The sequence below is a fragment of the Burkholderia sp. WSM2232 genome (assembly GCF_000472545.1).
GTDB lineage: Bacteria > Pseudomonadota > Gammaproteobacteria > Burkholderiales > Burkholderiaceae > Paraburkholderia.
Map to the genome: position 1 here is coordinate 141311 of NZ_AWZV01000004.1, position 23869 is coordinate 165179.

The 23869-nt window shown below is 63.0% G+C and carries 17 protein-coding genes; 7 read left to right on the forward strand and 10 right to left on the reverse strand.

Going from position 1 to position 23869, the window contains the following annotated elements:
* From F757_RS0102930 to F757_RS0102950, 5 genes are read right to left on the reverse strand one after another with little or no spacing between them, the layout of a single operon-like run.
* Positions 1 to 984, reverse strand: coding sequence for a glycosyltransferase (locus F757_RS0102930; protein WP_027210091.1), 984 nt, complete (start codon positions 982 to 984; stop codon positions 1 to 3).
* A complete protein-coding gene (locus F757_RS0102935) occupies positions 981 to 2048 on the reverse strand; it encodes a glycosyltransferase family 4 protein (RefSeq protein WP_027210092.1) in 1068 nt (355 codons plus the stop codon). Before F757_RS0102935 ends, F757_RS0102930 begins: the two co-directional genes overlap by 4 nt.
* Positions 2045 to 4813, reverse strand: a complete 2769-nt coding sequence (locus F757_RS0102940) for a glycosyltransferase family 4 protein (protein ID WP_027210093.1) — start codon at positions 4811 to 4813, stop codon at positions 2045 to 2047. The genes F757_RS0102935 and F757_RS0102940 overlap by 4 nt, the downstream gene beginning before the upstream one ends.
* Complete coding sequence (locus F757_RS0102945) at positions 4806 to 6977, reverse strand: glycosyltransferase family 2 protein (protein ID WP_027210094.1); 2172 nt, start codon at positions 6975 to 6977, stop codon at positions 4806 to 4808. The genes F757_RS0102940 and F757_RS0102945 overlap by 8 nt, the downstream gene beginning before the upstream one ends.
* A complete protein-coding gene (locus F757_RS0102950; protein WP_027210095.1) occupies positions 6974 to 7954 on the reverse strand; it encodes a glycosyltransferase in 981 nt (326 codons plus the stop codon). Before F757_RS0102950 ends, F757_RS0102945 begins: the two co-directional genes overlap by 4 nt.
* 508 nt (positions 7955 to 8462) lie before the next feature.
* Between F757_RS0102950 and F757_RS0102955 the strand changes: the two genes are divergently transcribed.
* The 3 genes from F757_RS0102955 to F757_RS0102965 are packed head-to-tail and all read left to right on the forward strand — an operon-like array spanning position 8463 to position 12347.
* Positions 8463 to 9422: a UDP-glucose 4-epimerase family protein gene (locus F757_RS0102955; RefSeq protein ID WP_027210096.1), complete on the forward strand. Its 960-nt coding sequence runs from the start codon at positions 8463 to 8465 to the stop codon at positions 9420 to 9422.
* Between the two features lie 10 nt (positions 9423 to 9432).
* Complete coding sequence (locus tag F757_RS0102960) at positions 9433 to 10455, forward strand: MraY family glycosyltransferase (RefSeq protein WP_027210097.1); 1023 nt, start codon at positions 9433 to 9435, stop codon at positions 10453 to 10455.
* Between the two features lie 11 nt (positions 10456 to 10466).
* Positions 10467 to 12347, forward strand: coding sequence for a polysaccharide biosynthesis protein (locus tag F757_RS0102965; protein ID WP_027210098.1), 1881 nt, complete (start codon positions 10467 to 10469; stop codon positions 12345 to 12347).
* Positions 12348 to 12478: 131 nt separating this feature from the next.
* On the opposite strand, the gene F757_RS0102970 is transcribed toward F757_RS0102965, so the two are convergent.
* Entirely contained in the window at positions 12479 to 13579 is a 1101-nt protein-coding gene (locus F757_RS0102970; RefSeq protein ID WP_027210099.1) for an MraY family glycosyltransferase, read from the reverse strand.
* A 251-nt stretch (positions 13580 to 13830) separates the two neighbouring features.
* Between F757_RS0102970 and F757_RS0102975 the strand changes: the two genes are divergently transcribed.
* The gene (locus tag F757_RS0102975) at positions 13831 to 15459 is read left to right on the forward strand and encodes a methyl-accepting chemotaxis protein (RefSeq protein WP_027210100.1); all 1629 of its coding nucleotides are present in this window, start codon (positions 13831 to 13833) and stop codon (positions 15457 to 15459) included.
* A gap of 45 nt (positions 15460 to 15504) precedes the next feature.
* Here the strand turns inward: F757_RS0102975 and galE are convergent, their stop codons facing one another.
* The 4 genes from galE to F757_RS0102995 all read right to left on the reverse strand — a co-directional run bounded on the left by galE (position 15505) and on the right by F757_RS0102995 (position 19934).
* A complete protein-coding gene (gene galE / locus F757_RS0102980) occupies positions 15505 to 16530 on the reverse strand; it encodes a UDP-glucose 4-epimerase GalE (RefSeq protein WP_027210101.1) in 1026 nt (341 codons plus the stop codon).
* A 12-nt stretch (positions 16531 to 16542) separates the two neighbouring features.
* Positions 16543 to 17691, reverse strand: a complete 1149-nt coding sequence (locus F757_RS0102985) for a glycosyltransferase family 4 protein (RefSeq protein ID WP_027210102.1) — start codon at positions 17689 to 17691, stop codon at positions 16543 to 16545.
* 108 nt (positions 17692 to 17799) lie between these two features.
* Positions 17800 to 18633, reverse strand: a complete 834-nt coding sequence (locus tag F757_RS0102990) for a glycosyltransferase (protein ID WP_027210103.1) — start codon at positions 18631 to 18633, stop codon at positions 17800 to 17802.
* Positions 18630 to 19934, reverse strand: coding sequence for an oligosaccharide flippase family protein (locus F757_RS0102995; RefSeq protein WP_442856619.1), 1305 nt, complete (start codon positions 19932 to 19934; stop codon positions 18630 to 18632). Before F757_RS0102995 ends, F757_RS0102990 begins: the two co-directional genes overlap by 4 nt.
* A gap of 232 nt (positions 19935 to 20166) precedes the next feature.
* Here F757_RS0102995 and F757_RS0103000 point away from each other — a divergent pair, with 232 nt between their 5' ends.
* The 3 genes from F757_RS0103000 to F757_RS0103010 all read left to right on the forward strand — a co-directional run bounded on the left by F757_RS0103000 (position 20167) and on the right by F757_RS0103010 (position 23805).
* Entirely contained in the window at positions 20167 to 21561 is a 1395-nt protein-coding gene (locus F757_RS0103000) for a phosphomannomutase/phosphoglucomutase (RefSeq protein ID WP_027210105.1), read from the forward strand.
* Positions 21562 to 21869: 308 nt separating this feature from the next.
* A complete protein-coding gene (gene waaC / locus F757_RS0103005) occupies positions 21870 to 22871 on the forward strand; it encodes a lipopolysaccharide heptosyltransferase I (RefSeq protein ID WP_027210106.1) in 1002 nt (333 codons plus the stop codon).
* 49 nt (positions 22872 to 22920) lie between these two features.
* The gene (locus F757_RS0103010; protein ID WP_013338415.1) at positions 22921 to 23805 is read left to right on the forward strand and encodes a Kdo hydroxylase family protein; all 885 of its coding nucleotides are present in this window, start codon (positions 22921 to 22923) and stop codon (positions 23803 to 23805) included.
* Positions 23806 to 23869: the final 64 nt, after the last annotated feature.

Here is a 23869-nt window from a genome sequence, read left to right on the forward strand (position 1 = left end):
TCAGACACTTTCCCGTGCGAGCAGCGCCGCGATTTGCGGACCGATAGTCGACGCCGAATGACGTGCCATGACCCGCTCATAGGTGGCTGCGATCCGGGCTTCGCGGTCAGCGTCGTTGATCGCGCCGGCGATTGCTGATGCGATCGCGCTCACCGAATCGGTGGCTGTGTACCAGACGCCGTCTTCGAAATGCTCGCGCTGCCAGGGGCCGTCGGACATGACGAGCGGCTTTTGCATGATCGCGCCTTCGAGGCTCGAGCGGCCAGGCGGATCGATGCTGGGTTCCACCATCACGCTGCAGTTCGCAATGATCGAGCGAAGCATCGCGCTGCAAGGCTGGATGAACGGCAGAAACGTAATGCCCGGATGCGCCTCGGCAACGCACTGGCGGTAGTACTCGTCATCGCGCGCACCGCCCACGAACAGGCCGTCGAGCTTCAGTTCGTTCAGCGCGCGGATTGTCTGCAACTGATTCTTGATCGGCTCGATGAGGCCAAGGCACAGTGCGAAATCCGTGCTATTCGACACCGTGGACATCAGATCCTTGTCGGGCGGCGCGAGAAAGCGGTTGGACACGCAAGTGGGTAGTACTTCGATCTTCTCTGGGGGAACCTGAATGTACTGCGTGAAGTTCTCGAGTTCCGCCCGCGACTTGAACAGAAGCTTGTGCGCGAGTCCGATGATCTGTTCGATGCGCTGCACTTCCCCTGGCGCAACGGGCCCGAGCCACCAGACGTTCGGCCACAGGAAAATCCGCTTGTTGCGGCTCGCGGCCTCGCGCAGAATTGCGTGGCCGTCCGCATGCACGGAGAAGTGGATCACGCCGTCGTAAAAGCTGAGCGGACGGCTGCCGATACCGTAAATGTCCGTGTGCACGCCCGATCCTTTCAGGATCTCCGCGACCTGCACGAGCTCGGATTCGCCGCCGCCGCTAACCGTGAACGCGGTGCTATACGTGGTCAGAATGAACTTAAGCCCTGTCATACGTCTGTCCTCTGAGCGCTCCACCCAAACAGTACTTCGCGCCACACCGTGTCGCTCGCGCGCTCGATCACACTGTCCGCATGCGCGACATATCCGTCGTCCGCCGGCGCCGCGCCGGCTGTTGCGCCAAGACGTTCCGCAATAGCGGCCGCCCATACGGACAATTCCGCGTCAGCATCGAAAACGCAATCCGCCGGGCAGATCTCCTGCGCTGCGGTGCCGCCGCGCACGAAGACCGGCTTGCCGGCATGCATTGCCTCGAGCACCGGCACGCAGAATCCCTCGTGCCGGCTCATCGCCAGCAGCGCGCTAGCGGTGTCGTAGCATTCGAAGAGGTCGGCGTCGTCGAGCATGCCTTTGAAATCGACGCGATCGAGAACGCCGAGCTCGCGGGCGCGGTTGATCAGCAGCTTCATATAATCGTAGTTCGGCGCATTGCCGATTATCGTCAGAGTCGCCGCAAACTCATGCTGTTGCAGGAGCGCGAGAAGCTCGACGGCGTCCTCGACTCGCTTGTGCGGCACGACCCGGCCCACCATCAGCAGATTCGGCTCGCGCAAGATGCGCATCGACGACGCAGGCTCGCGCCGGAACGCTGGCATATCGGCGAACACCGGCGGAATGATTCTGACCGCCGTCACTTCCACTGCACCGGCGAGGCTTTCCGCCGTGTTGTGCGAGTTCGCGATCACGAGGTCGAATCCGCCTAGCAACGGCAGTTGCGCGAGCGCTTCCTCGCACAGCTGTGCGGTGCGAGGTTCGAGTTCGCGCAGCAGCCGCGGATCGGTCACGCCGTGGAAATAGCACAGCTTGCGGCCCGGCAACCCGAGCAGTTGCTCAAGATATGGATCGAAGATCGAGTAGCTGAGCAGCACGATGTCGTCGGCCGTCACGCTCGTGAACAGTTCCTGGAGCGGACGCACTTCCATCGTGCCGACGTCGTAGCGCTGCGCATACAGAGCGGTGGCGAGGCCGAGACGCCGCGCTGCGCGGGCGAGGCCGAGGCAGTGGTTGCCGACCGCGTCGCCGGCAAAAATGTCGGGGGCGCACACGTGCAGCTTCATTTAGTCTGCGCTCCCGCAATGTCGGCGAGACGCCGCGCGTAAGCGCGCGCGACCGCTTCGACCGAGTAGTCACGTTCGATGCGCGCTTTGCCGGCTCGCGCAATGCGCTCGCGCAACGGTACGTCTTCGATCATGCGCTTCAACTGTTCAGCGGCCAACGACACGTCGGCATCGCACCAGTACTGGCCTTCGGAGAACAGATAGTCACCTGGGCGCAGTGGCACCAGTTCACCGTCGACGAGAAACGCCGTGTCCGGCTCGCAGAAGTCGACGTTGCCCGAAAAGTTCGTCGCGACCACGGGTTGGCCGAGCGCCATGGCTTCTGCGATCACGCGGCCAAAGCCCTCGCTACGGTGCAGCGAAATATACGCGTCGCAGCAGGCCATGAAGTCGGTCGAATCCTGGCGGCTTAAACGTTCGGAGACGATGTGAATGCGACTGTCGCCCGCCCCAAGCTCGCGGACTGCGCGCCACACCGGATCGTCGTCGCGCACGTTCATGGCTTTGATAACGAGTCCGACGCCGCGAGAGTTCTCGCCAAAAGCCTGGCGGAACGCCTGTATGCCCGCGAGCGGATTCTTGCGGCTCAGCCACGAGTTACCGTCGAACATCAGGTAGAACAGAAATTCGTTCGACGGCAGACCGAAGCGTTCGCGCCGCGGGGCCACAGGTGCGGGCACTTCGACCGCCATCGGCATGTGGTAGACCGGCGTGTCGCCAAGCCGGCTGTAGACGCTTTGCACGAACCTGCTCTGTGCCCAGATTTCGTCCACCATCTGATGCACCTTGCCGAACGCGCTCGGCCAGTGGGGCAACTCCCAAGGCCACGCGCCGATCTTGTGGGTAGGCGCCTCGATCAGCTTGCGGCCGCCTTCCAGCGCGAGACGCACCATCTCTGGGGCCGGCAGGCAAATGAGGCTGATGCTGTACTTCAGCTCGTCGCTCAGCAGGTGATCCACCGAGTGGTCGAGTTTCGCCGGGCCGGACATTGGTGCATTGACGAGCGCGACCGGCGTGTCGTTCATCTGGAAGACGCGCGCGGCCATGCGGGCGTCTTCGCCGAGTCCGAGCACACCCTGCGGAAAGCCGATCACATTGACGCCGAAACCGTATGTGCTTTCGACATGCGCATGGTAGCGCGGCGGATGTCGTGAATCATGCGCCGCACTGCCTTGCTCCCACTGCACCTTCAGACAGTCCAGCAGCGCATACTCCCGGCCGCCGCAATTATTCCACCAACGCACAAGCTGGGCGCGGCCGGCTTCCGTCGCGACGTCAAACGAGGCTTGAAGATCGGGCCGCTCGCTTACGATCAGTTCAAGAAAGCGCGGCAGTTTCGACGTGTCCGGCGCCTCCTCGTCGTCCATTTGGGCGAGTGCATGCGCGAGCCCGGTTGCCGACCATCTGATCGCCGGGTATTCGTTCTGGCCGTACGCATTCCACCACGACTCATAGCTCAGGCGCGCGCCGAAGCTGTCGAGATTGAATGCCGCTTGCAGGTCAGCGCGCTCTTTCCAGATGAGGTTCAGAAAGCGCGGCAGGAGCGGCAGCATGCAGCGCTCGCCGGCTTGCATGTCGAAGAGGTCGGCAGGCACGGGCGGCGCGACCCAGCGAATTGCCGGATATTCGAATTGCCCGTGTTCGAGCCACCACGAACGCGCCTTGAGACGGCCAATGAAGGTGTCTTGTGGGCACAGTGCCTGCAGGTCTGGCCGTTCGCTGAGGATCAGCCTCAAAAAGAGCGGCAAGGGCAAGCCATGCTGATTGTCGCCCGCTTCCATCCCGGTCAGCGTTCGGGGGGCGGTGGGCGGCACCCACCTGATCGCACGGTACTGAAGCTGTCCGTGTTCAAGCCACCACGACAGGCAACTGAGCCGGCCGGTGAAGGTGCGCAGGTTGAACGAGCTTTGCAGGTCTGGCCGTTCATTGATGATGAGCGAAATGAAGCGCGGTACGTGCAACCCGTCCTCGCTGACCGGGTCCGCCGGCTCGAGCATGGCGCCGCCGACCGGCGCGGGCGACCAGCTGATGCGCGCGTATTCGCGATGGCCATGCTCTTCCCACCAACTGAGGCAGGCCAGTTGGCCGATGAACGTAGTCAGGTCGAACGCGCTCTTCAGATCAGGCCGCTCTGCAGCGATGAGCGCGAGAAAACGCGGGAAGGGCAGCGCGCCGGCCTCTGTGTCGCCGGTTGGCTCCGTGAGCTTCGGCCACGCGACGGGCACTCTCCACGTGATGCGCGGACACGCGTCCTGTCCATGGGCTTCCCACCAGTTCAGACAATTCAGATAGCCGCTCAACGTGCCGAGATCAAAAGCCTGCGAAAGGTCGCCGCGGCTCCCCACAATCATCGTGACGAGCTTCGGCAATTGCAGTCCCGCCTGTTCGAGCACGGTTTGCGGCTCGAGCAGCGTTTCGGGCAGATGCTTGGTGTCGAGCACGCTCGGCAGGACGGATCCAAGCCAGTACGTCACGGCCTCCGGATGCCGCGCAATTAGCGTTTCGTTATCGAGTTGCCGCAGATATTCGAGGTCCTCGTGACGCAGCACCCATTCGAAGTCCGGGTAAGTGTCGCGCGCCGTCATTTCCCACCAGAAGTACAACGTGACGCGATCGTTCAGCGACTTCGAGTTGTAGCGCGCGAGGTCGGCCCTGAACTTCATCAGGAAGTAGATCGCGCTCGGCAGGCAAAATAACTCGCCTGGCGACGGATGGCGGTACTCGGCCAGCCACGCGGTGTTGTTTTTCTTTTCCAGATTAGACAAGGTTGGCAATCCTCGAAGGCCAGGCGAACGAGAAGTCGTCGGCCGTGAGCGTCAGGTTCGGCGAATAGTACGGATCGTTCATCAGCAGATCGCCCCAGCGTTGCCGGACCAGTTCCGACTCCTGATTGAAACGGCTGATTTTCTCGGGCGTGTCTTCGGCGCCGCGCGTGGCCGACTCATGGTGATACAGCTCCGCATACGGCGTCCAGACGTTGCGATAGCCCGCTTTACGCACGCGCAGGCAGAAGTCTATGTCGTTGTATGCGACGTGCAGGTTTTCATCGAGGCCGCCGACTTCCTTGTAGATCGACTGGCGGATCAGCAGGCATGCAGCGGTGACGGCGCTCATCGCATTGCGCAGCCGCGCCCGTGCGAAATAGCCGGCCATTGTGTTGGGGAAATGCTTGTGCGCATGGCTGGCAATGCCGCCCACACCCAATACCACTCCGCCATGCTGAATGGTGTCGTCGGGGTAGAGCAGCTTGGCGCCGACCGCGCCGACGTTCTTCTGAATGGCGACCGACACCATTTCATCGAGCCAGTCTGCATTGATGACCTCAATGTCGTTGTTCATCAGACAGACGAAGTCGGCGGTGCTTGCCAGCGCAATGCGGTTGTTCAATGCCGAGTAGTTGAACGGCGAGTCGTCGCGCACAACCTTGACGCGCTCATCGGTTTGCAGGCGCGCGAACAGGTCGTGCGTTTCCTGCTTGACCGAGCCGTTGTCGATGATCGTGATGCGGTAATTCGGATAGCTCGATTTCTGACGCACCGACTCCACGCATTGCTCGACGAGTTCCGCCGAATCGCGCGTGGGGATGATGATTTCGACGGAGGGCAGCGCTTCAGGCAATTCGTAGACGACTTTGTTGAACGCATGCGTGCCCGGCGCGTGAATGGTGTGCGCGTTGATGTTGTTGCGCTTGAGATGGTCGTCGATTGCGCGCATTGCAGCGATATGCGCGTAGGGCTTCGCTTCATGGCCACTTGCGGTGCTCTCGGGAATAATGCGCCAGTGATAAAGCGCCCGCGGCACGTGATACACCACGTCGTGTCCGACGCGATCTATCACGCGCAGCGCCAGGTCGTAATCCTGGGAGCCTTCGAGACCGGTACGGAAGCCGCCGATGTCGCGCAGCACCGACGTCTTGTACACCCCGAAGTGCGAGATCATGTTCTGGCTCAGGAACAGATCGTAGTTGAAGTCGCACTTGAAGTACGGGTCCGAGCGCTCGCCTTCTTCGGAGATCTTGTCTTCGTCGCTATAGATGAGCGCCGCGTCCGGGTGTGCGTTCAGCATTTCGATCACGCAATAGAGCGCGAGCGGATGCAGTTCGTCGTCGTGGTCGAGCAGGCCGACGAATTCGCCGGTCGCAAGCTCGAGCGCCGTGTTGCTTGACGCGCTGATGTGACCGTTCGTCGTGCGATAGGCGACCTTCACCCGGCCTGGGTACTTCGCGACGTAGCTGTCGAGCACGGCCTTCACTTCAGGCTTGGTCGAGCAGTCGTCGGCCACGCAGATCTCCCAGTTTTCGTATACCTGGTCGATCACCGAATCGAGCGCTTTGCGCAGCCACTTTTCCGGCGTGTTGTAGGTCGGCATGACGATGCTGACCTTCGGCTGCAAAGCGAACGTTTTTGAGCGCTCGCGCAGTTGCGGATAAATGGACTTCGGCGGTTCGTTCGCATCGAGCCATTCCTGGTACGACTCGCCGACGATGGGCGCGGTAGCCGGCAACGGTCCGCCGCGCCAGGCCGCCATACGGCGCGCACGCGCAAGCAGTTCCGGCGAGCATTCGGTTTCGTCCAGCACGGTGATGGTCAGGCCCGTTACGGAGAAGAGCGCCGGCAACGCGATCGGGTCGAAGCGGATGGGCCCGGCGAGCTTCGGAAACGCTACGTCCTGCTGCACCTTGCCGTTGCCGTCGACGTGCAGCCCGATCGCGGTATGTTCCGACATGCCCGAGCCCGCGTCGATATACAACATGCATGGCGAAGCCGCGGACGCGCTGGTCTTGAGCTCGAACGAAATGCGCGCGGCTCGCTGCGACAAAGCTTCCCAGCCCACCAGTTCGAACTGCGGGTCGTTGTTGGTCGCCTGCCAGGAAAAGTCAGGATTCGAGGATTTCTCGACGTTGTTCAGAGGACGTAGATCGAAGTTCATTTTCTTAGCAGGGAATCGTAAAGGTCTTTCAGAGGTGACAGGACGGCTTGCCAGGTCAGGTCGCGCGCCGTGCCCAATGCATTCGGGGTGCCGTTGCGCTCACGTGCGAGGGCGTCGCGAATCGACCGCGCAATGCTGTCGACGTCGGCCGGGTCCAGATAGGCGACATGCTCCGCGAAGTATTCCTCGGTGGAGCCAACCTTCGTGACCGCGATGCGGGCGCCGGCTGCATGCGCTTCGAGTGCGGCGAGCCCAGGCGTCTCCAGCGTACTTGGCAGCACGAATGCTTCGCATGCCGCATAGGCCGAGCGCAGCACGGGGGAGTCGTGTGCAAGCGTGCCGGCATAGATGACCTGGTCGCCGCCTTCCGCGAAGCAGGCTTTCGCATATTCCGGATCGCGTTGATGGCCGATCAGCACGAGCTTCAGTTCGGGGAACGACTTCATCGCCCGGATCAGCGCCAACTGGTTCTTGCGTGGCTCGATGTTGCCTACGTTCAAGATGAAGTGGCCGTGAATCGCGAATTCCCCGCGGAAGAGTTCCGCTGCAACCGGCTCGTAAAAAGTCTGCTCGACGCCGTTCAGCACGCTCGCGAACTTCTCACGCGGCAGGTTGAAGATGCGCGCGAGCGTGTCGCATTCGATTTCCGAATTGGCCACCACCCGGTCCGCGAGCGAGAACTGATGATGAATCTCGCCGATCGGATAGAGATGCCTGGTCTCCTCGGTTACCCAAAGACTAGAGGAAACAACAAGCGGCAAGCCCAACTGTTTAACAAAGTTACAGAAGTGGACGGAGCCGCCGACACACGAGAAGAAATGAACCACGTCGTGTTCGAGAAACCGTGGATTCCACGGATCGAACAGCGTGACGTCCACGCCATGCGCGGGCAGATGCTTGCGGTATGCGAGCAACTGGATTTCTCCGCCTCCGGGGGTGTGGAATGCCATCGGGTAGGTGGCGAACAGCACTTTCATAAATGGGCTCTTTTAGCTCAAACGTTTTCTTCAGACCGGCTCGTGCGTGGCGCGACCCTCGCGAAGCGCCCGTCGGCTCGCTGGCCCCCGGGCGCGGGGCCTTTGCACGGCCGCGCCGTGAGCGACGCGGTCCTGAATGTGCTGTTGTCGAGCACGTCGGATCGAAACCACGATTTCCACATGCGCGAATGGTTTGAGTTGTTACTAAGTGTTCCCGCGGCTCTCGCTACGCGGCCGCGCGTTTATTATTCCGGCCCGGGCCGCCGAGCTGCTGACGGCGCCGGCCAACGCAATGCCGGCACATTTTAGCGCCTGAGGAACCGCGCGACCGGGCCGAAGTGGAAGCTGCCCGCATACAATACGTTCCCAATCAGACTTCCTTACCATCGCCGCCGATGCCAGATTGTATCGTGTCTCACCCCCCTTTCCCGACGTGTCGGGGGAGCTCGGGCCTCGCCCAAACGCGCTCGCGAATGCGACCGCTGTCGCCTGCATCGGAGGCGCGCTCATGACCCAGCGTGTGATCGTGACGGGCGCCAGTGGCTTCGTCGGCAAGGCGGTGTCGAGAGCCCTGCTGCAGCGCGGCGATACGGTGACGGCGCTCGTACGCCGCCCGCAGACTGCGGAGCGCGGCGCGCGTGAATGGCTCTTCGACGCAGCGGACTTTCAGGGCATCGAGGAGCGTTGGGCCGCTGACATGCAATGCGATGCGGTCATCCATCTCGCGGCGCGCGTGCACATGATGCGTGATCTCACGGCCGATCCGCTCGCCGCCTACCGCGCCACCAATGTCACGGGCGCAATGCGGGTGGCGCAGGCGGCGCGGCGTACCGGCGCACGGCGCTTCGTGTTCGTGAGCAGCATCAAGGCGGTGGCCGAAAGCAGTGCCGGGCGGCCTATCGCTGAGACCGACGAACCGGCCCCCACCGACCCCTATGGCATCTCGAAACTGGAGGCCGAGCGCGCGCTGCTCGCGTATGGCCAGGACTCGGGCATGGAGATCGTGATCGTGCGACCGCCGCTGGTGTACGGGCCTGGCGTGCGCGCAAACTTTTTCCAATTGATGAATGCGATTGCCCGGGGCATTCCGTTGCCGCTCGGCGCGATATACGCCCGCCGCAGCCTGGTATTCGTCGACAACCTCGCGGACGCGCTGGTCCACTGCACCACCGATCCACGCGCTGCCGGCCAGACTTTCAACGTCACCGACTGCCGCGACCTGAGTGTCTGCGAACTCGCGCAAGCGCTCGCAACACAACTGCATGCGCCGGCGCGCCTCGTGCCGGTGCCGGTCACGCTGTTGCGCCTCGCCGGCCGGCTGACTGGCCGGTCCGCGCGCGTCGACCGTCTGATCGGCGAGTTGCGTCTTGACACTTCGCATATTTGCGAACGCCTCGGCTGGTATCCGCCGCACACGGTCGAACACGGCCTGCTCGAAACCGCGGCCTGGTACCGCGCCACGCACTGAACGTACTTTGATGCTATTTGCCCCGCTTTCCGCTCACCCCGTGCTCCTGCTGCTCGTGTGGGGTGCGCTCGCGTTCTGTGCCTGCGCGGCAATCCTATGGGCGCTGCTCAGAACCGGGCTCGCGTGGCGGCTCGCCACCGACATCCCTAACGACCGCTCCCTGCACACGCGCCCCACACCGCGTGTCGGCGGTTGGGGCATCGTGCCGGTGGCTGTCGTGCTGATCTGCCTCTCGGCGCCGGCGCTCTGGCTGCCGGCGCTCGCGGCGGCGTTGCTCGCCGCGCTCTCGCAAGTCGACGACCGCCGCGGCCTGCCGGCGCGCGTGCGCTTCGGCGGACATGCGGCAGCGGTCGTCGCCCTTGTCGCCGTTTATCCCGCCGATGTGTCGTGGTGGGCGCTCGCAGCCATGGCAGTTTTACTTGTGTGGCTGGTCAATTTGTACAATTTCATGGACGGCTCCGACGGACTGGCGGGCGGAATGGCGGTATTCGGCTTCGGCGGCTACGCCATCGCAGCCTCGATTTCCAGCCATCCCGATGCGGCGCTCGCGCTCGCGTCCGTGGTCGTCGCAGGTGCGGCTGGCGGCTTCCTGCTTTTCAATTTCCACCCGGCGCGCATCTTTCTCGGCGACGCGGGCTCGATTCCGCTCGGTTTTCTGGCCGGCGCGCTGGGTTACTGGGGTTGGCGCAAGGGTGTCTGGCCGGTGTGGTTTCCGGCGGTAAGCTTTGCGCCGTTCATCGGGGATGCATCGGTCACGCTCGCAAAACGACTACTGCGCGGCGAAAAATTTTGGCAAGCCCACCGCGAACACTACTATCAAAGACTGGTGCAGTCGGGCGTCGGGCATGCATCGACTGCACGGATTTGGTATTTGTTCATGGGTGCAGGCATAATGCTTGCTTTGTCCGCACTGCATTTATCGGTGCCATATCAATGGCTGGTGGTCGCTGCATGGACTGTCGTGCTGGCCGTCGCCGGGCTCCTTATTGATCGGCGCTGGCGACGCCATATATCCCGCTCCAGGCAATCCTGAGGTTCTGCGCAATGAAGAGATTCAAAGCCCGATGGCTTTCGTTCAGTGCGTTTGCGTTCGACCTGTGCGCGGTGGCTCTCGCCTGGATGCTGGCTTACGTGATCCGGTTCAACGGCCCCGTGCCGGGCCCCTTCTGGTCGAGCGGCTTGCATGCCCTGATATGGGTATTGCTGATTTACGCGGTCATGTTCCGCAGCTACGGGTTGTATCGGGGCATGTGGGTCTTCGCGAGTTTGCCGGACCTCGTGCGGATCGCAAAAGCGATCGGCGTCGGCGCGCTCGTCGTCATGATCGCTTCGGCGCTGCTGCAGCCGGCGCCTATCGTGCCGCGCTCGGTGCTGATCGTTTCGCCGATGCTGCTATTCCTCGCCATGGGCGGCTCGCGGGCGCTCTACCGGGCGGCGAAGGAGTTTTATCGCTACGGCGGGCTCGTCGGGCAGGGCAAGCCTGTGCTTGTGCTGGGCGCGGGCAATGCAGGCGCGAACCTCGTGCGCGAATTGAAGCGATCCGGCGAGTGGCGTCTGGCGGGTCTGCTCGACGACGACCCCGTCAAGCAAGGCCGTGAAATCTACGGCTACCGGGTGCTCGGCGCAATCACCGATCTGCAGAAAATTACGTCGGACCTCAAAGTGGAGCACGTGATTATCGCCGTGCCGTCGGCGCCAGTCGAAGTGCACCGGCGCATCGCGACACTGTGTGTGCGCGCAGGTGTTCGTGCGATGACGCTGCCGGCGCTCACGCCGTTGACCCAAGGCCAGGCCTTCCTCTCCCGCGTCCGCCAAATCGACCTCGAAGACCTTCTGGGCCGCGACCCGGTGATGATCGACACCGACCACGTCGAAGCGCTGCTCAAGAACCGCGTCGTCATGGTCACCGGCGCGGGCGGCTCGATCGGCTCCGAATTGTGCCGGCAGATCCTGCGCTTCGGCCCGGTTCAACTGGTGGCCTTCGACGTCTCCGAGTTTTCCATCTACCGGCTCAACGAAGAGCTCGCGGACAGATACCCCGAAGTGTCGGTGGTGCCCATCATCGGCGACGTGAAAGACTCGTTGCTGCTCGATCAGGTGATGGCGCGCTACAGCCCGCATATCGTTTTCCACGCCGCCGCCTACAAGCACGTGCCGCTCATGGAAGAGGTGAACGCCTGGCAGGCCGTGCGCAACAACGTGCTTGGCACCTATCGTGTGGCGCGCGCCGCGATCCGGCACGACGTTGCGCACTTCGTGCTGATTTCCACCGACAAGGCCGTCAATCCCACCAACGTGATGGGCGCGAGCAAGCGCCTCGCGGAAATGGTGTGCTCGTCGCTGCAGCAAAGCGCGCGGCGCACGCAGTTCGAAACCGTGCGCTTTGGCAACGTGCTCGGCAGCGCGGGCAGCGTCATCCCGAAATTTCAGGAACAGATTGCGCGCGGCGGTCCGGTCACGGTCACGCATCCGGAAATCACGCGTTTTTTCATGACGATTCCCGAAGCATCGCAGCTCGTGCTGCAAGCATCGAGCATGGGTCAGGGCGGTGAGATTTTCATCCTCGATATGGGTAAGCCGGTGCGCATCGCCGATCTCGCGCACGATCTGATCCGCCTGTACGGCTTCACCGAAGAGCAGATTCGCGTCGTGTTCACGGGCCTGCGGCCCGGCGAAAAACTCTACGAAGAACTGCTCGCCGACGACGAAACCACCACCCGCACACCTCACCCGAAGCTGCGCATCGCGAAAGCGCGCGAAGTGCCGGACAGCCTGATCGACAACCTGTTGCCGTGGCTCATGCAGCACCGCGTTCCCACAGACGACGAAGTGCGCCGCGACCTGCGCCGCTGGGTTTCCGAATATCAGCCGGCCACGCCGACGGCTCTGCGCAGCGTGCCTGCGCCCGTTACGCGGGTTTCCTGAGCGCTGGCTCCGCATGGGCTCTGCGTGGCGGGGTGAGACAGCCACCACGACAAGCGTGCTTCCCGGTGATCCATATGCGCTCCCACAGGCGCAGCGAAAAAACAAAAGGCGCCTCGGCGCCTTTTTTGTTTTTACCGCTTCGCCTTCCTCACCACCATCCACCGCGGCGACTTGAACCGCACGATACTCACATAGAGCCACACATACGTCGCCGCAAACACCACGACAAAGCAGAACAAATGCAGCGTATGCCGCCAGAACAGCGTGGCCGGCACGACTGCGATCAGGCACAGCAGCCATAAATAAGGCGACGTCAGCGAATTGCGCCGCGTCAGCTCACGCGCGGTGCGCACGCCCACCGCCCAGCGCATCAGCCGCTTGTACACCAGCATGTGCAGGTGCACGCCATCCGGAATGCCTGGCGACATGCCGCGAATGAACTTCTTCCGGTAGATCGAAAAGCACGTCTCGAAGATCGGGTACATGAAGAGCAGCACCGGATACCACGCGGACACCTCGCGATTGCGCATGACCAGCAGGATCGACAGTTCGCCGAGCATGAAGCCGATGAAGTACGCGCCGCCGTCGCCGAGAAAGATGAGCCCCGCCGGGAAGTTCCAGATGAAGAAGCCGAGCACCGCGCCCATCATCATGAACGACGCGGACAGCACCACCGGGTCGTGCACCTGGAAGGCCACGTAAGCGAGCGAAGCGAACATCATGAACGCGACCATCGACGCGAGGCCGTTGAAACCGTCGATGATGTTGATCGCATTGGCGAGCGCCGCCACCGCAAGCACGGTGACCGCGCATGAAATCACCGCATACGAGAGCAGAAAGTCGAGCGGCGGCACGCTGATGCGCGTAACCGCGATATCGAGCAGGAAGTACGCGAGCGCCGCCGCCGCCATCGTGCAGACGAGGCGCGCGAGCGGCGACACGCGCTTGGTCAGATCTTCGAGCAGACCTGAGCCGAAGGCGGGCAAGCCGCATGCAATCAGCCCGAGAATGCCGCCCGAGACGGCCGGATACGAACCATGCAACTGCACGGCGGAAACGATCAGCCCGAGCAGAATGCCCGTGCCGCCGATGCGCGGCACCGGACGCACATGGAATTTCTGCACGCCGGCTAGATCGGTGTCCGTCGAAAATCTTTCATGCAGATGCGCATAGCGCACGATCAACAGCGTGATCAGCAGCGAAACCAGAAAGCCGAGCGCAAAACTAAGCATGAAAGTGGGCCTGAGCAAAGACGCCGAATTATACAAACGAAACGTCGCGCGTCCGGAAAAGCGCGCGGCTCGAGCATGCCGCCAGGTTTCCCAGATAGTGAGGTGCAAATCGGCCGGAAAGCCGCGCCAGTCATGGATTTCACCTATTTAGCGAGGCTTCGCGCAAGCCGTTAAAGCTGGATGCGGCGAAGTGGGGCCACGCGGGTGAATCGTCACTCGCCGCGGATCGACAAGACCGTTCCGGAGACTCAATGCTAAACAACATCACAATTCGTGGCGGCCTGACGCTGGTGATCAGCGTATTCGTTGCCTTTCTGCTGACCGTGATCGGTGTCGGCTACGGGGCGCTCAAACTGGCCAACAGCAGCCTTTCCGACACGCAGCGCAGCGCAGCGGCGCTCTCGCATCTGAAGGCAAGTTCGGAGAAACTGCTGCAGGTGCAACTGGCGCTCGGTTCGTATCAAACACTCTTCAGCGTCGGCAAGCAGACCGACGACCTGCTGCCGGCCGCGCATAAAGTGCTGGTCGAATCGAACAAGGACTTTCGCAATTACATGGCGGGCCCGTTTTCGAGCGACGCCGAGCAGAAGCTCGCGCAGAACGTCGAGCAGGCGCGCAGCGCGCTCGTCGATAAGGCAATCGAGCCGGAGTTCAAGGCGCTCATCGACTTCGATTTCAACACGTTCCGCAACATTCAGGGCGAGACGGCGAACGCGTTCTACACCACGTATTCGAAAGCCATCGACGCGCTCGAACACGCGCAGACCGAAAACCAGCACCGCCAGGCCGAGACGGCCGAGCAGCGCTTCCAGATCGCGACGCTGCTTTTCGCGGCGATTGGCGCGCTCGCTATCGCGATTGGCGTCGGGGCGCGAATCGCGCTGTCGGCGGCGCTGATCAAGCCGGTCAACGCGACGGTCAGGCACTTCGAGCGCATGGCCGCCGGCGATCTGACGGTGGCGATCAACAGCCAGTCGCGCAATGAAATGGGTCAGTTGCTGAGCGCATTGACGAAGATGCGCGACGGCCTCGTTCAAACCGTGTCGCAGGTACGCGGCAGCACCACGGCCATCACGCAGGGCGCGAACGAAATTGCGTCGGGCAATGCGGATCTGTCGGCGCGCACGGAACAGCAGGCCGCGGCGCTCGAAGAGACGGCGGCGAGCATGGAGCAGCTTTCCGCGACGGTGAAGCAGAATGCCGACAACGCGAAGCAGGCCAACCGCCTTGCGAAGGGCGCGCTGGATACCGTCACGCGCGGCGGCAACGTGGTTTCGCGCGTCACCGAGACAATGGACGGCATCACCGAGTCCTCGCGCAAGGTGACGGAAATCATCGGCATGATCGAGGGCATTGCGTTTCAGACCAACATTCTGGCGCTCAACGCCGCGGTGGAGGCGGCGCGTGCCGGCGAGCAGGGGCGCGGCTTCGCGGTGGTGGCCTCGGAAGTGCGCAGCCTCGCGCAGCGCTCGGGCGCGGCGGCCAAGGAGATCAAGGAGCTGATCGGCGATTCGGCGGCGCAGGTCGAGCAGGGCGCCTCGCTCGTGGCCGAGGCGAGCCGCACGATGCACGAGGCGATGCAGTCGGTGGAGCGCGTGACTGGCATCATGGGAGAGATCGAAGCCGCCGCACTGGAGCAGAGCGACGGCATCGAGCAGGTCAACAAGGCGGTCGCGCAAATCGACGAGGTCACGCAGCACAACGCGGCGCTCGTCGAGGAAGCGGCCGCTGCGGCGAAGTCGCTGGAAGAACAGGCGGCCGTGTTGCGTGAAGCGGTGGCGGTGTTTCGCGTGAGCGAAGGCTCGGCGAAACACGCGAGCTATGTGGCCGCGCCTTCGCGCGGCATTGCTTCCGGGCACGCGGCGCTTGCCGTGTCCTGATTCAGGCGGCGAGGCCCGGTGCTCGCCTCCCGCGACCCTTGCGCGTCAGTCTGCAAATCCGCGCGGGTTCGACGACTGCCAGCGCCAGTGGTCCGCACACATTCTTTCAATGCCGAACTCCGCGCGCCAGCCGAGCACCTCGCGCGCCGCGCTCGGGTCGGCAAAGCACGACGCCACATCGCCCGGGCGGCGCGCCACGATCTCATACGGCACCGGGCGTCCCGAGGCCTTCTCGAACGCATTCACCACGTCGATCACGCTATAGCCCTGGCCGGTTCCGAGATTCACGACGAAGCTCGCATCGCGCTTGACGAGTGCATCGAGCGCGGCCAGGTGCCCGCGCGCCAGATCGACCACGTGAATGTAATCGCGCACGCCCGTCCCGTCCGGCGTGTCGTAATCGCCGCCGAACACACGCAGCTTTTCCAGTTTGCCGACCGCGACCTGGGCGACGTACGGCATCAGGTTGTTCGGAATGCCCGCCGGATCCTCGCCGATCAAGCCGCTCTCGTGCGCGCCGACCGGATTGAAATAGCGCAGCGTGGCAATGCGCCACGACGGATCGGCCACTTCCAGATCGCGCAGCACCTGCTCCGCGATCAGCTTCGACTGGCCATACGGGTTGGTTGCCGAGAGCGGGAACGATTCGTCGATGGGCGAGCTTTTCGGTACGCCATATACGGTGGCCGACGAACTGAACACGAACTGCTTGACGTTGCGATCGCGCATGACGCCGAGCAGCGCGAGCAGACTGCCTACGTTGTTGCTGTAATACTCGACCGGTTTCGCGACCGATTCGCCGACCGCCTTCAACGCCGCGAAGTGAATCGCGCCGGTAATAGGATGCGCGTCGAAAATGCGATTGAGCGCCGCTTCGTCGCGCGCGTCGGCCTCGTAGAACGCGACGGCGCGGCCGGTAATCTGCTCGACGCGCCGCAGCGATTCGCGCTTGCTGTTCACCAGATTGTCGATTACCACGACGTCGTAGCCACCGTTCAGCAGTTCGACGCAGGTATGCGAGCCGATGAAGCCCGCGCCGCCCGTTACCAGAATCGTGCCCTTCGTGGTCATGCTGTTACTCCGTTAAAGTAAAACGCCCGTCATTTTTTGCACCAGGTCTTTATATGTTTCGACGACGACGCGTTCGTCGAACTCCTGCGCGACTTTCTGCCGGCCGCGTTCTGCCATTGCGCGGCGCTCGGCGCCGCTCATGTCGAGCATGTGCGCGAGCGCCTTCGCGAGATCTTCTGCGTTGCGCGCTTCGCAAAGCAATCCATTGACGCCGTGGGCCACCACTTCGCGGCAGCCCGGCACGTCGGTCGCGACGATGGGCCGGCCCATTGCCGAGGCTTCCATCAGCGTGCGCGGCACGCCTTCCCGATACGACGGCAGCACGACGCAGTCCGCATCGGCAATAAAAGGGCGCACGTCATGCGCTTCGCCGAGATATTCGATAATGCCTTCGCGTTCCCAGGCCGCCACTTCGTCGCGCGTGATCGCGCTCGGGTTGTCGACACCGACCGGGCCCAGCAACTGAAACCGCGCATGCGCATAGCGTTCGCGCAGACGCCGCGCCGCTTCCACATATTCGCCGACGCCTTTGTCCCACAGCAAACGGCCGATCAGCACGAACCTGAATTCCGTGCGCTCGGGCAAGGCCGTGAACGCAAACTGTTCGAGGTCGACACCTTCGCCATGCAAAAGCCGCGCGCGCTCAGGATGCACCAACAAATTCTGTTCGACAAACGCTGCCTGATCGTCACGATTGAGAAACCACACTTCGCGCGGAAAACGGAACGCAAAACGATACAGTTTTTTGGCGACCTGCGCGGCGCGGCTAGACTGGATGAACACATAGCCGAGGCCCGTGGTCACCGCCACCGATTGCACGCCCGCCAGCTTCGCGGCGATCGAGCCGTAAATGTTCGGCTTGATCGTGTAATGAAACACGACGTGCGGGCGGATCGCGCAATAGTGGCGATACAGCGAATACAGCGTGCGCAGATCGTCGCGCGGATTGGTGCCCTTCGAGGCCACGGGCAACTCGATGCAGCGGCAGCCCATTGCGCGCAGCAGCTCAAACGTGCGGTCGTGCGGCGCGAGCACCGTCACGTCGACGCCGCGCCCGACCAGCATGCGGATCAGCCCTTGCCGGTACGTATAGATTGCCCAGGCGGTGTTACACACGAGTGTAATGCGCAACGCGGGCGTCGACTTCAGGGCTGGCTTCATGCGGTAACGAACTCGGCGGTGAATGAAAGGACGTGCGCACGGCGGCGCGGCAAATCAACGGCTAGCACGCGGCGCAGCAAATCAACGGCTCGCACGCGGCGCAGCAAATCAACGGCTCGCACGGGGCGCGAGCAGGTTGCGTTTGGCCCGCTGCAACGCGCGGTAAGGCGTCACGAGGTGCAGAAGGTTCTTCGCGAGGCCCAACCAGTCATAAGGATTGGCGACGTTGAAGTAGCGCAGTTGCAGCCGCAGCGTGGAAAGCACCTGGCGGCGCCGCTTCGTCGCGCTGATGCCGCCTTCGTTCAGCTCGTAATAGAGGCCCAGTTCCGGCAGATTCGCGCAGTCGTAGCGCTCCATGAGGCGTACGAACAGATCCAGGTCTTCGGCCGAGCGATAGTTCGCGCGATAGTTGCCCACCGCGCGCACCGCGTCGATACGCAGCATCATCGAAGGGTGCGCGAGGCATGAGCGGAAAAAGCGCAGGCGCCGGATCTGCGCCGCTTCGGCGGGCGGCGTGAGCATGAAAAGCGGCTCGCCCGCACGCGTGACGACCTGCGTCCACATGCCGAGCCCGGCCACTTGCGGATGCGCTTCCATGTATGCGCGCTGCTTCGCGAGCCGTTGCGGCACACTGCGATCGCCCGCGTCGATGCGCGCCGCGTAGCGAAAGCCGCGCTGGGCGAGCGCTTCGATACCGGCTTCGAGCGCGCGCTCGATGCCGCCGTTCACCGGCATGCGCAGCACTTCTATCTGCATGTTCGAGAGCGCCGGCGCGACGATGGGCGGCGTGCTGCCGTCGTCGACGATCAGCACGTGCACCAGCGCACGTTCATTGAAGGACGCGAGCGTCAGATCGACGTCGGCCTGGCCGTTATAGGCGGGCATGAGCACCGCGACGTCGTCGAGGCAGTGCGGCGGCGCGTCGGCGAGAGGGAGCGTCATGGGCGCAATTTGAAACGAATGTAATAAAGATTAACTGCCGCCGCCGCGAGATACCCACCTGCGAGGCCGACCAGCGCGCCATAAGCGCCGAGCCGCGGAATGGCCAGCAGATTGATGACGAACGCAACTGCGAGCGCAAGCAGCCATTTGAACAGCAAGACGAACTTCGCCTGATATTTCAGCACGACCAGATTGCCAATCGCCTCGATGCCCGCAGGCACCGAGAGCCAGACAGCCCAGCGGAAAATGTCGATTGCGCCTTCGAAGCCCGGCCCGAACACGCGGCGAATGATAAGGCCTGCAAGCAGGTCGAGCACGAGCGCGCCGCAGATCATCAACGCGGCCGTCATTGCCGTGAGGCGCCACACGTTACGGCGCAATTGCTGCGACTGCTGCACGCGATACACGAACGCGGGCGCAATGGTCTGCGCGAGCATCAGCGCGAGCGTGATCCAGTTTTCGTTCAGTTGTTGCGCGGCGGAGTAGCGTCCGAGATCGGCGAATGAAATGGCGCGCTCGAGCATGAGCCGGTCCAGTTTCAGAAACAGGTACATGCAGATCAGGCCGAGCCAGAACACCGTGCCCGCACTCGCGAAGTGCATGAAGAGCGGGCGCTCCACACGCCAGTCCAGTTTGCCGCCATGCCGACGAATGTAATAGACGAGCAATACACTGCCGATAGCCGCCGACTCCAGCGCCCACAGCCAGCCAAAGCGCGCGGGCCCGGCGGCTGCCTGCACGAGCAGATAGACGAAGCCGGCCTTCAACACAGCGGTGCACATGCTGGTCAGCAACTGCGGCTTGCTGTAGGTCATGCTTTGCAGCCACGCGTTGATTACGCCGACAAACGGCTCGCGAAACAGCATGGTCACTGCAAGCCCCGCGAGCATCGCACCCACGAGGGGATCGAAGAAATGCAGCGCAATGCCGAGCCACGTGAGCAGCAAGGCCGCGACCGAGACGGAAAAACGCAGCGCAAAGGCGCTGCCGAGCACCGTGCCGAGTTGCGCGGGCGGCCGCGCGACGATGGTGGGTACGAGGATCTCCGCGCCGCATACCCACGTAATGGGCGAAAGCACGAGCAGCAGCGTATTGGCGTATTGCCATTTGCCGAACGTCTCGGGTCCGAAGTAACGCGCGAGCATGCCGCTGATCGCGATGGCCACGCCGATTTGCGCAAGCCGTTCCAGGCCGAGCCAGACAATGTTGGTGAACGCGCGCGTGACGTCCGGATTGGCAAAGCGTTTGAGCGTCAGCATCCGTTGGGCGCTCGCCAATGCACGGTGCGCAAGTGCCCGCATCGGGTTGCCTTGCGCGGCATGCGTTGCCCCGGCATGTGCTGCCCCGGCAACTTTACAAATGGAGCGCGTCTAAGCATTAGAATGGCGTTACAGGCTGGTCCGAAAAGCGCAATTATAAGTTGGAACCGGATCGCTTCCGGCAAGGGTGCAGCATCATGTCCGATCACTATGATTTACCGATCCAGCATGACTGCGCCGGTCAAAATTTTCCATTGCACGCAAGTGAGCCAACATGATCTCCAAATCCATTTTCAAGGCATATGACATTCGCGGTGTGATCGGCAAGACGCTCGACGCCGACGCAGCGCGGTCGATTGGCCGCGCATTCGGTAGCGAAGTGCGTGCGCAAGGCGGCGACGCCGTGGTGGTCGCGCGCGACGGTCGGCTGTCGGGTCCGGAGTTGATCCAGGCATTGTCGGACGGCCTGCGTGCGGCCGGTGTCGACGTGGTCAACGTGGGCATGGTGCCCACGCCGGTCGGTTACTTCGCGGCAAGCGTGCCGCTTGAGCTGGAAGGCGGCGAACGCCGCGTCGATTCGTGCATTGTCGTGACAGGTAGTCATAATCCGCCGGATTACAACGGCTTCAAGATGGTGCTGCGCGGTTCCGCGATTTATGGCGAGCAGATCCTCGCGCTGCATCAGCGCATTGTCGACGAAAACTTCTCCACAGGCAGCGGTACGTACGTCGAGTACGACATTGCGGATGATTACCTTGCCCGCATAGCCGGCGACGTCAAGCTCGCACGTCCCATGAAGATCGTGGTGGACACCGGCAACGGCGTCGCGGGCGGTCTCGCGCCGAAGCTCTTCAAGAAGCTCGGCTGCGAACTCGTCGAACTGTTCACGGAAATCGACGGCAACTTCCCGAACCATCACCCAGACCCGGCTCATCCGGAAAACCTTCAGGACGTGATTCGCGCGTTGAAGGAAACGGACGCGGAAATCGGCTTTGCATTCGACGGCGACGGCGACCGTCTCGGCGTCGTCACCAAAGACGGCCAGATCATTTATCCGGACCGCCAACTGATGCTGTTCGCCGAAGAAGTCCTGTCGCGCAACAAGGGCGCGCAGATCATTTACGACGTGAAGTGCACGCGCAATCTCGCGAAGTGGGTGAAGGACAAGGGCGGCGAGCCGCTTATGTGGAAGACGGGCCACTCGCTCGTCAAGGCAAAGCTGCGCGAAACCGGCGCGCCCTTGGCAGGTGAAATGAGCGGCCACGTGTTCTTCAAGGACCGCTGGTACGGTTTCGACGACGGTCTGTACACCGGCGCACGTCTGCTCGAAATCCTCACGCGTGTGGAAGACCCGAGCAAGCTGCTGAACTCGCTGCCCAACTCCAACTCCACGCCCGAGCTGCAACTCAAGCTTGAAGAAGGCGAGAACTTCGAACTGATCGCGCGTCTGCAGAAAAACGCCCAGTTCACCGGCGCGGACGACGTGGTGACGATCGACGGCTTGCGTGTCGAGTATCCGGACGGTTTTGGCCTCGCGCGATCGTCGAACACCACGCCGGTTGTCGTCATGCGTTTCGAAGCGGATAACGACGCGGCGCTCAAACGCATTCAGGAAGACTTCCGCCGCGTGATTCTCGCCGAAAAGGCGGACGCGAAGTTGCCGTTCTAGGAAGTCCTGGCGAAGGGCAGCGGCGGCGCTGCAGTTGCGGATGGACCGCAGCAGGCCGCAGCGAGCCGCAGCCATCGTCCACGATCTCTGTAACGCGGCGCGGGTTTGACTTACCGCGCCGCGTTTTTTCATGCCGATCGGCTATGTCGCGCTAGAATTGCCGTCCTGGCGGCATGACCTGCACACGGCGTGCAGATCGTGGCGCCTCTCGCTGGAGGTCTCGCGCGAAGCGAAGCGGCAGGTTGCGCGGCACCTCTTTCAATGTCTGTTCCAATGCCTATTCGGACCGTGTATCCGGTTTCCCACTTTTGAGCGTGCAAAAGATATTGATCGTGAGGGTGTCGTCGCTGGGCGACGTCGTTCACAACATGCCCGTGATCGCCGACATCCGGCGCCGCCATCCCGAGGCGCAGATCGACTGGCTCGTCGAGGAAAGCTTCGTGGGGCTCGTCGAACTGGTGAGCGGCGTGCGGCGTGCCATTCCAGTGTCGCTGCGGCGCTGGCGCAAGCGCATTCTTTCGCTCGAGAACTGGCGCGAGATCGGTGCATTTCGCCGCGCGCTCGCTGCGGAGCACTACGATCTCGTCATCGACTGCCAGGGGCTCATCAAGACCGCGTGGGTCGCGAAAATGGCGCGCGGGCCGCTCGTCGGCCTTGCGAATCGCACGGACGGCGCGGGCTTCGAATGGCCGGTGCGTTTCTTCTACGACAGGCGCGTGCCGATCGAGCCGCGCACCCATGTGGTCGAGCGCACGCGGCAACTGGTGGCCGCGGCGCTGAACGATCCGCAGCCGCAGCCGGGCGACGAGATCGACTTCGGCATCGACACGACGCGCGCCGCGCTGGCGTTGTCGTCGGCCAATCTGAACCTTCCTGTGCCTTACGTGGTGTTCGTCCACGCGACCTCGCGCGCCGACAAGCAATGGCCCGATACCGCGTGGATCGAACTGGGGCAGTCGCTGGTGCGGCGTGGCGCGTCGATCGTTCTGCCATGGGGCAGCGAGTCCGAACGCGCGACGAGCGAACGCCTTGCGAAGGAATTCGGCGCGGCCGCCATCGTGCCGCCCAAATTGTCGTTGCCCGCGGTGGTTGGTCTGATAGAAGGCGCGGCTGCGACGGTCGGCGTTGACACAGGTCTAGTGCACATCGCGGCGGCGCTGAAGCGGCCAACGGTCGAGTTGTACAATTTCGCCACCGCGTGGCGTACCGGCGGGTACTGGTCGCCGAACGTCGTCAATCTCGGCACGGCAGGGCAGGCGCCCACGCTGCAACAAGTGAAGTCCGCGCTTGCCGGCTTCGGCCTGCTGTAATTCGTCCGGCGCGCTTCGCCTTACGCATCATCCGTTTTCAAGGGCGATCATGAACGAAACCCAGATTATCGAAGTCGCGAACGCCGACTGGCACGGGCGCAATCTGTCCGTGCCGCGCGAGATGCTGCTCGCGGGCGTCGAACGCGGCAAGGTGCTGTATTTTCCGAACCTGCGCTTCGCCATTGAAGGCGGCGAGCAGGCGCTGCTCGATCCGGCGCTCGCCGATCCGAACCGCAAGAACATCAGCCTCGAGCCGAACGGCGGCGCGCTGCATGGCGTGGTCGGCGACGCCGTCACGCAGTCCGCGGTGCGTGCGTTGATCGCGCGTTATCAGGCCAATGCGCGCACGCTGGTCGACGGGCTCTTTCCCGAATACAACGGCAAGCTGCGCGTGGCGCCTACGAGCCTGCGCTTGCATCAGGTGGAAACGCGCCAGACCTCCTGGCGCAAGGACGATAGCCGCCTGCACGTCGACGCCTTTCCGTCGCGACCGAATTATGGCGAACGCATTCTGCGCGTGTTCACCAACGTCAATCCGCATGGCGTGCCGCGCGTGTGGCGCGTGGGCGAACCTTTCGAGGACATGGCAAAGCGCTTCCTGCCGCGCATCAAGCCGCAGGTGCCAGGCTCCGCATGGCTGCTGAATCTGCTGCACGTGACCAAGTCGCCGCGCAGCGAATACGACCATTTGATGCTCAATCTGCACGACGGCATGAAGGCGGACCTCGACTATCAGAAGACGAGCCCGCAGGAGACCATGCCGTTTCCGCCGGGCAGCGTGTGGGTGTGTTTCTCCGACCAGACTTCGCACGCGGTAATGTCCGGTCAGTTTATGCTCGAACAGACCTTCTTCCTGCCGGTCAAGGCGATGGCGCAGCCCGAGTGCGCGCCGCTCGGCATACTCGAACGCCTCAAGGGCAGGGCGCTGGTTTGAGCGCCGCGCTCAATCTGAACAGACGGGCTCTGCTGCCCGCTTCTCGCGCGCTCGTAGTTGCGCA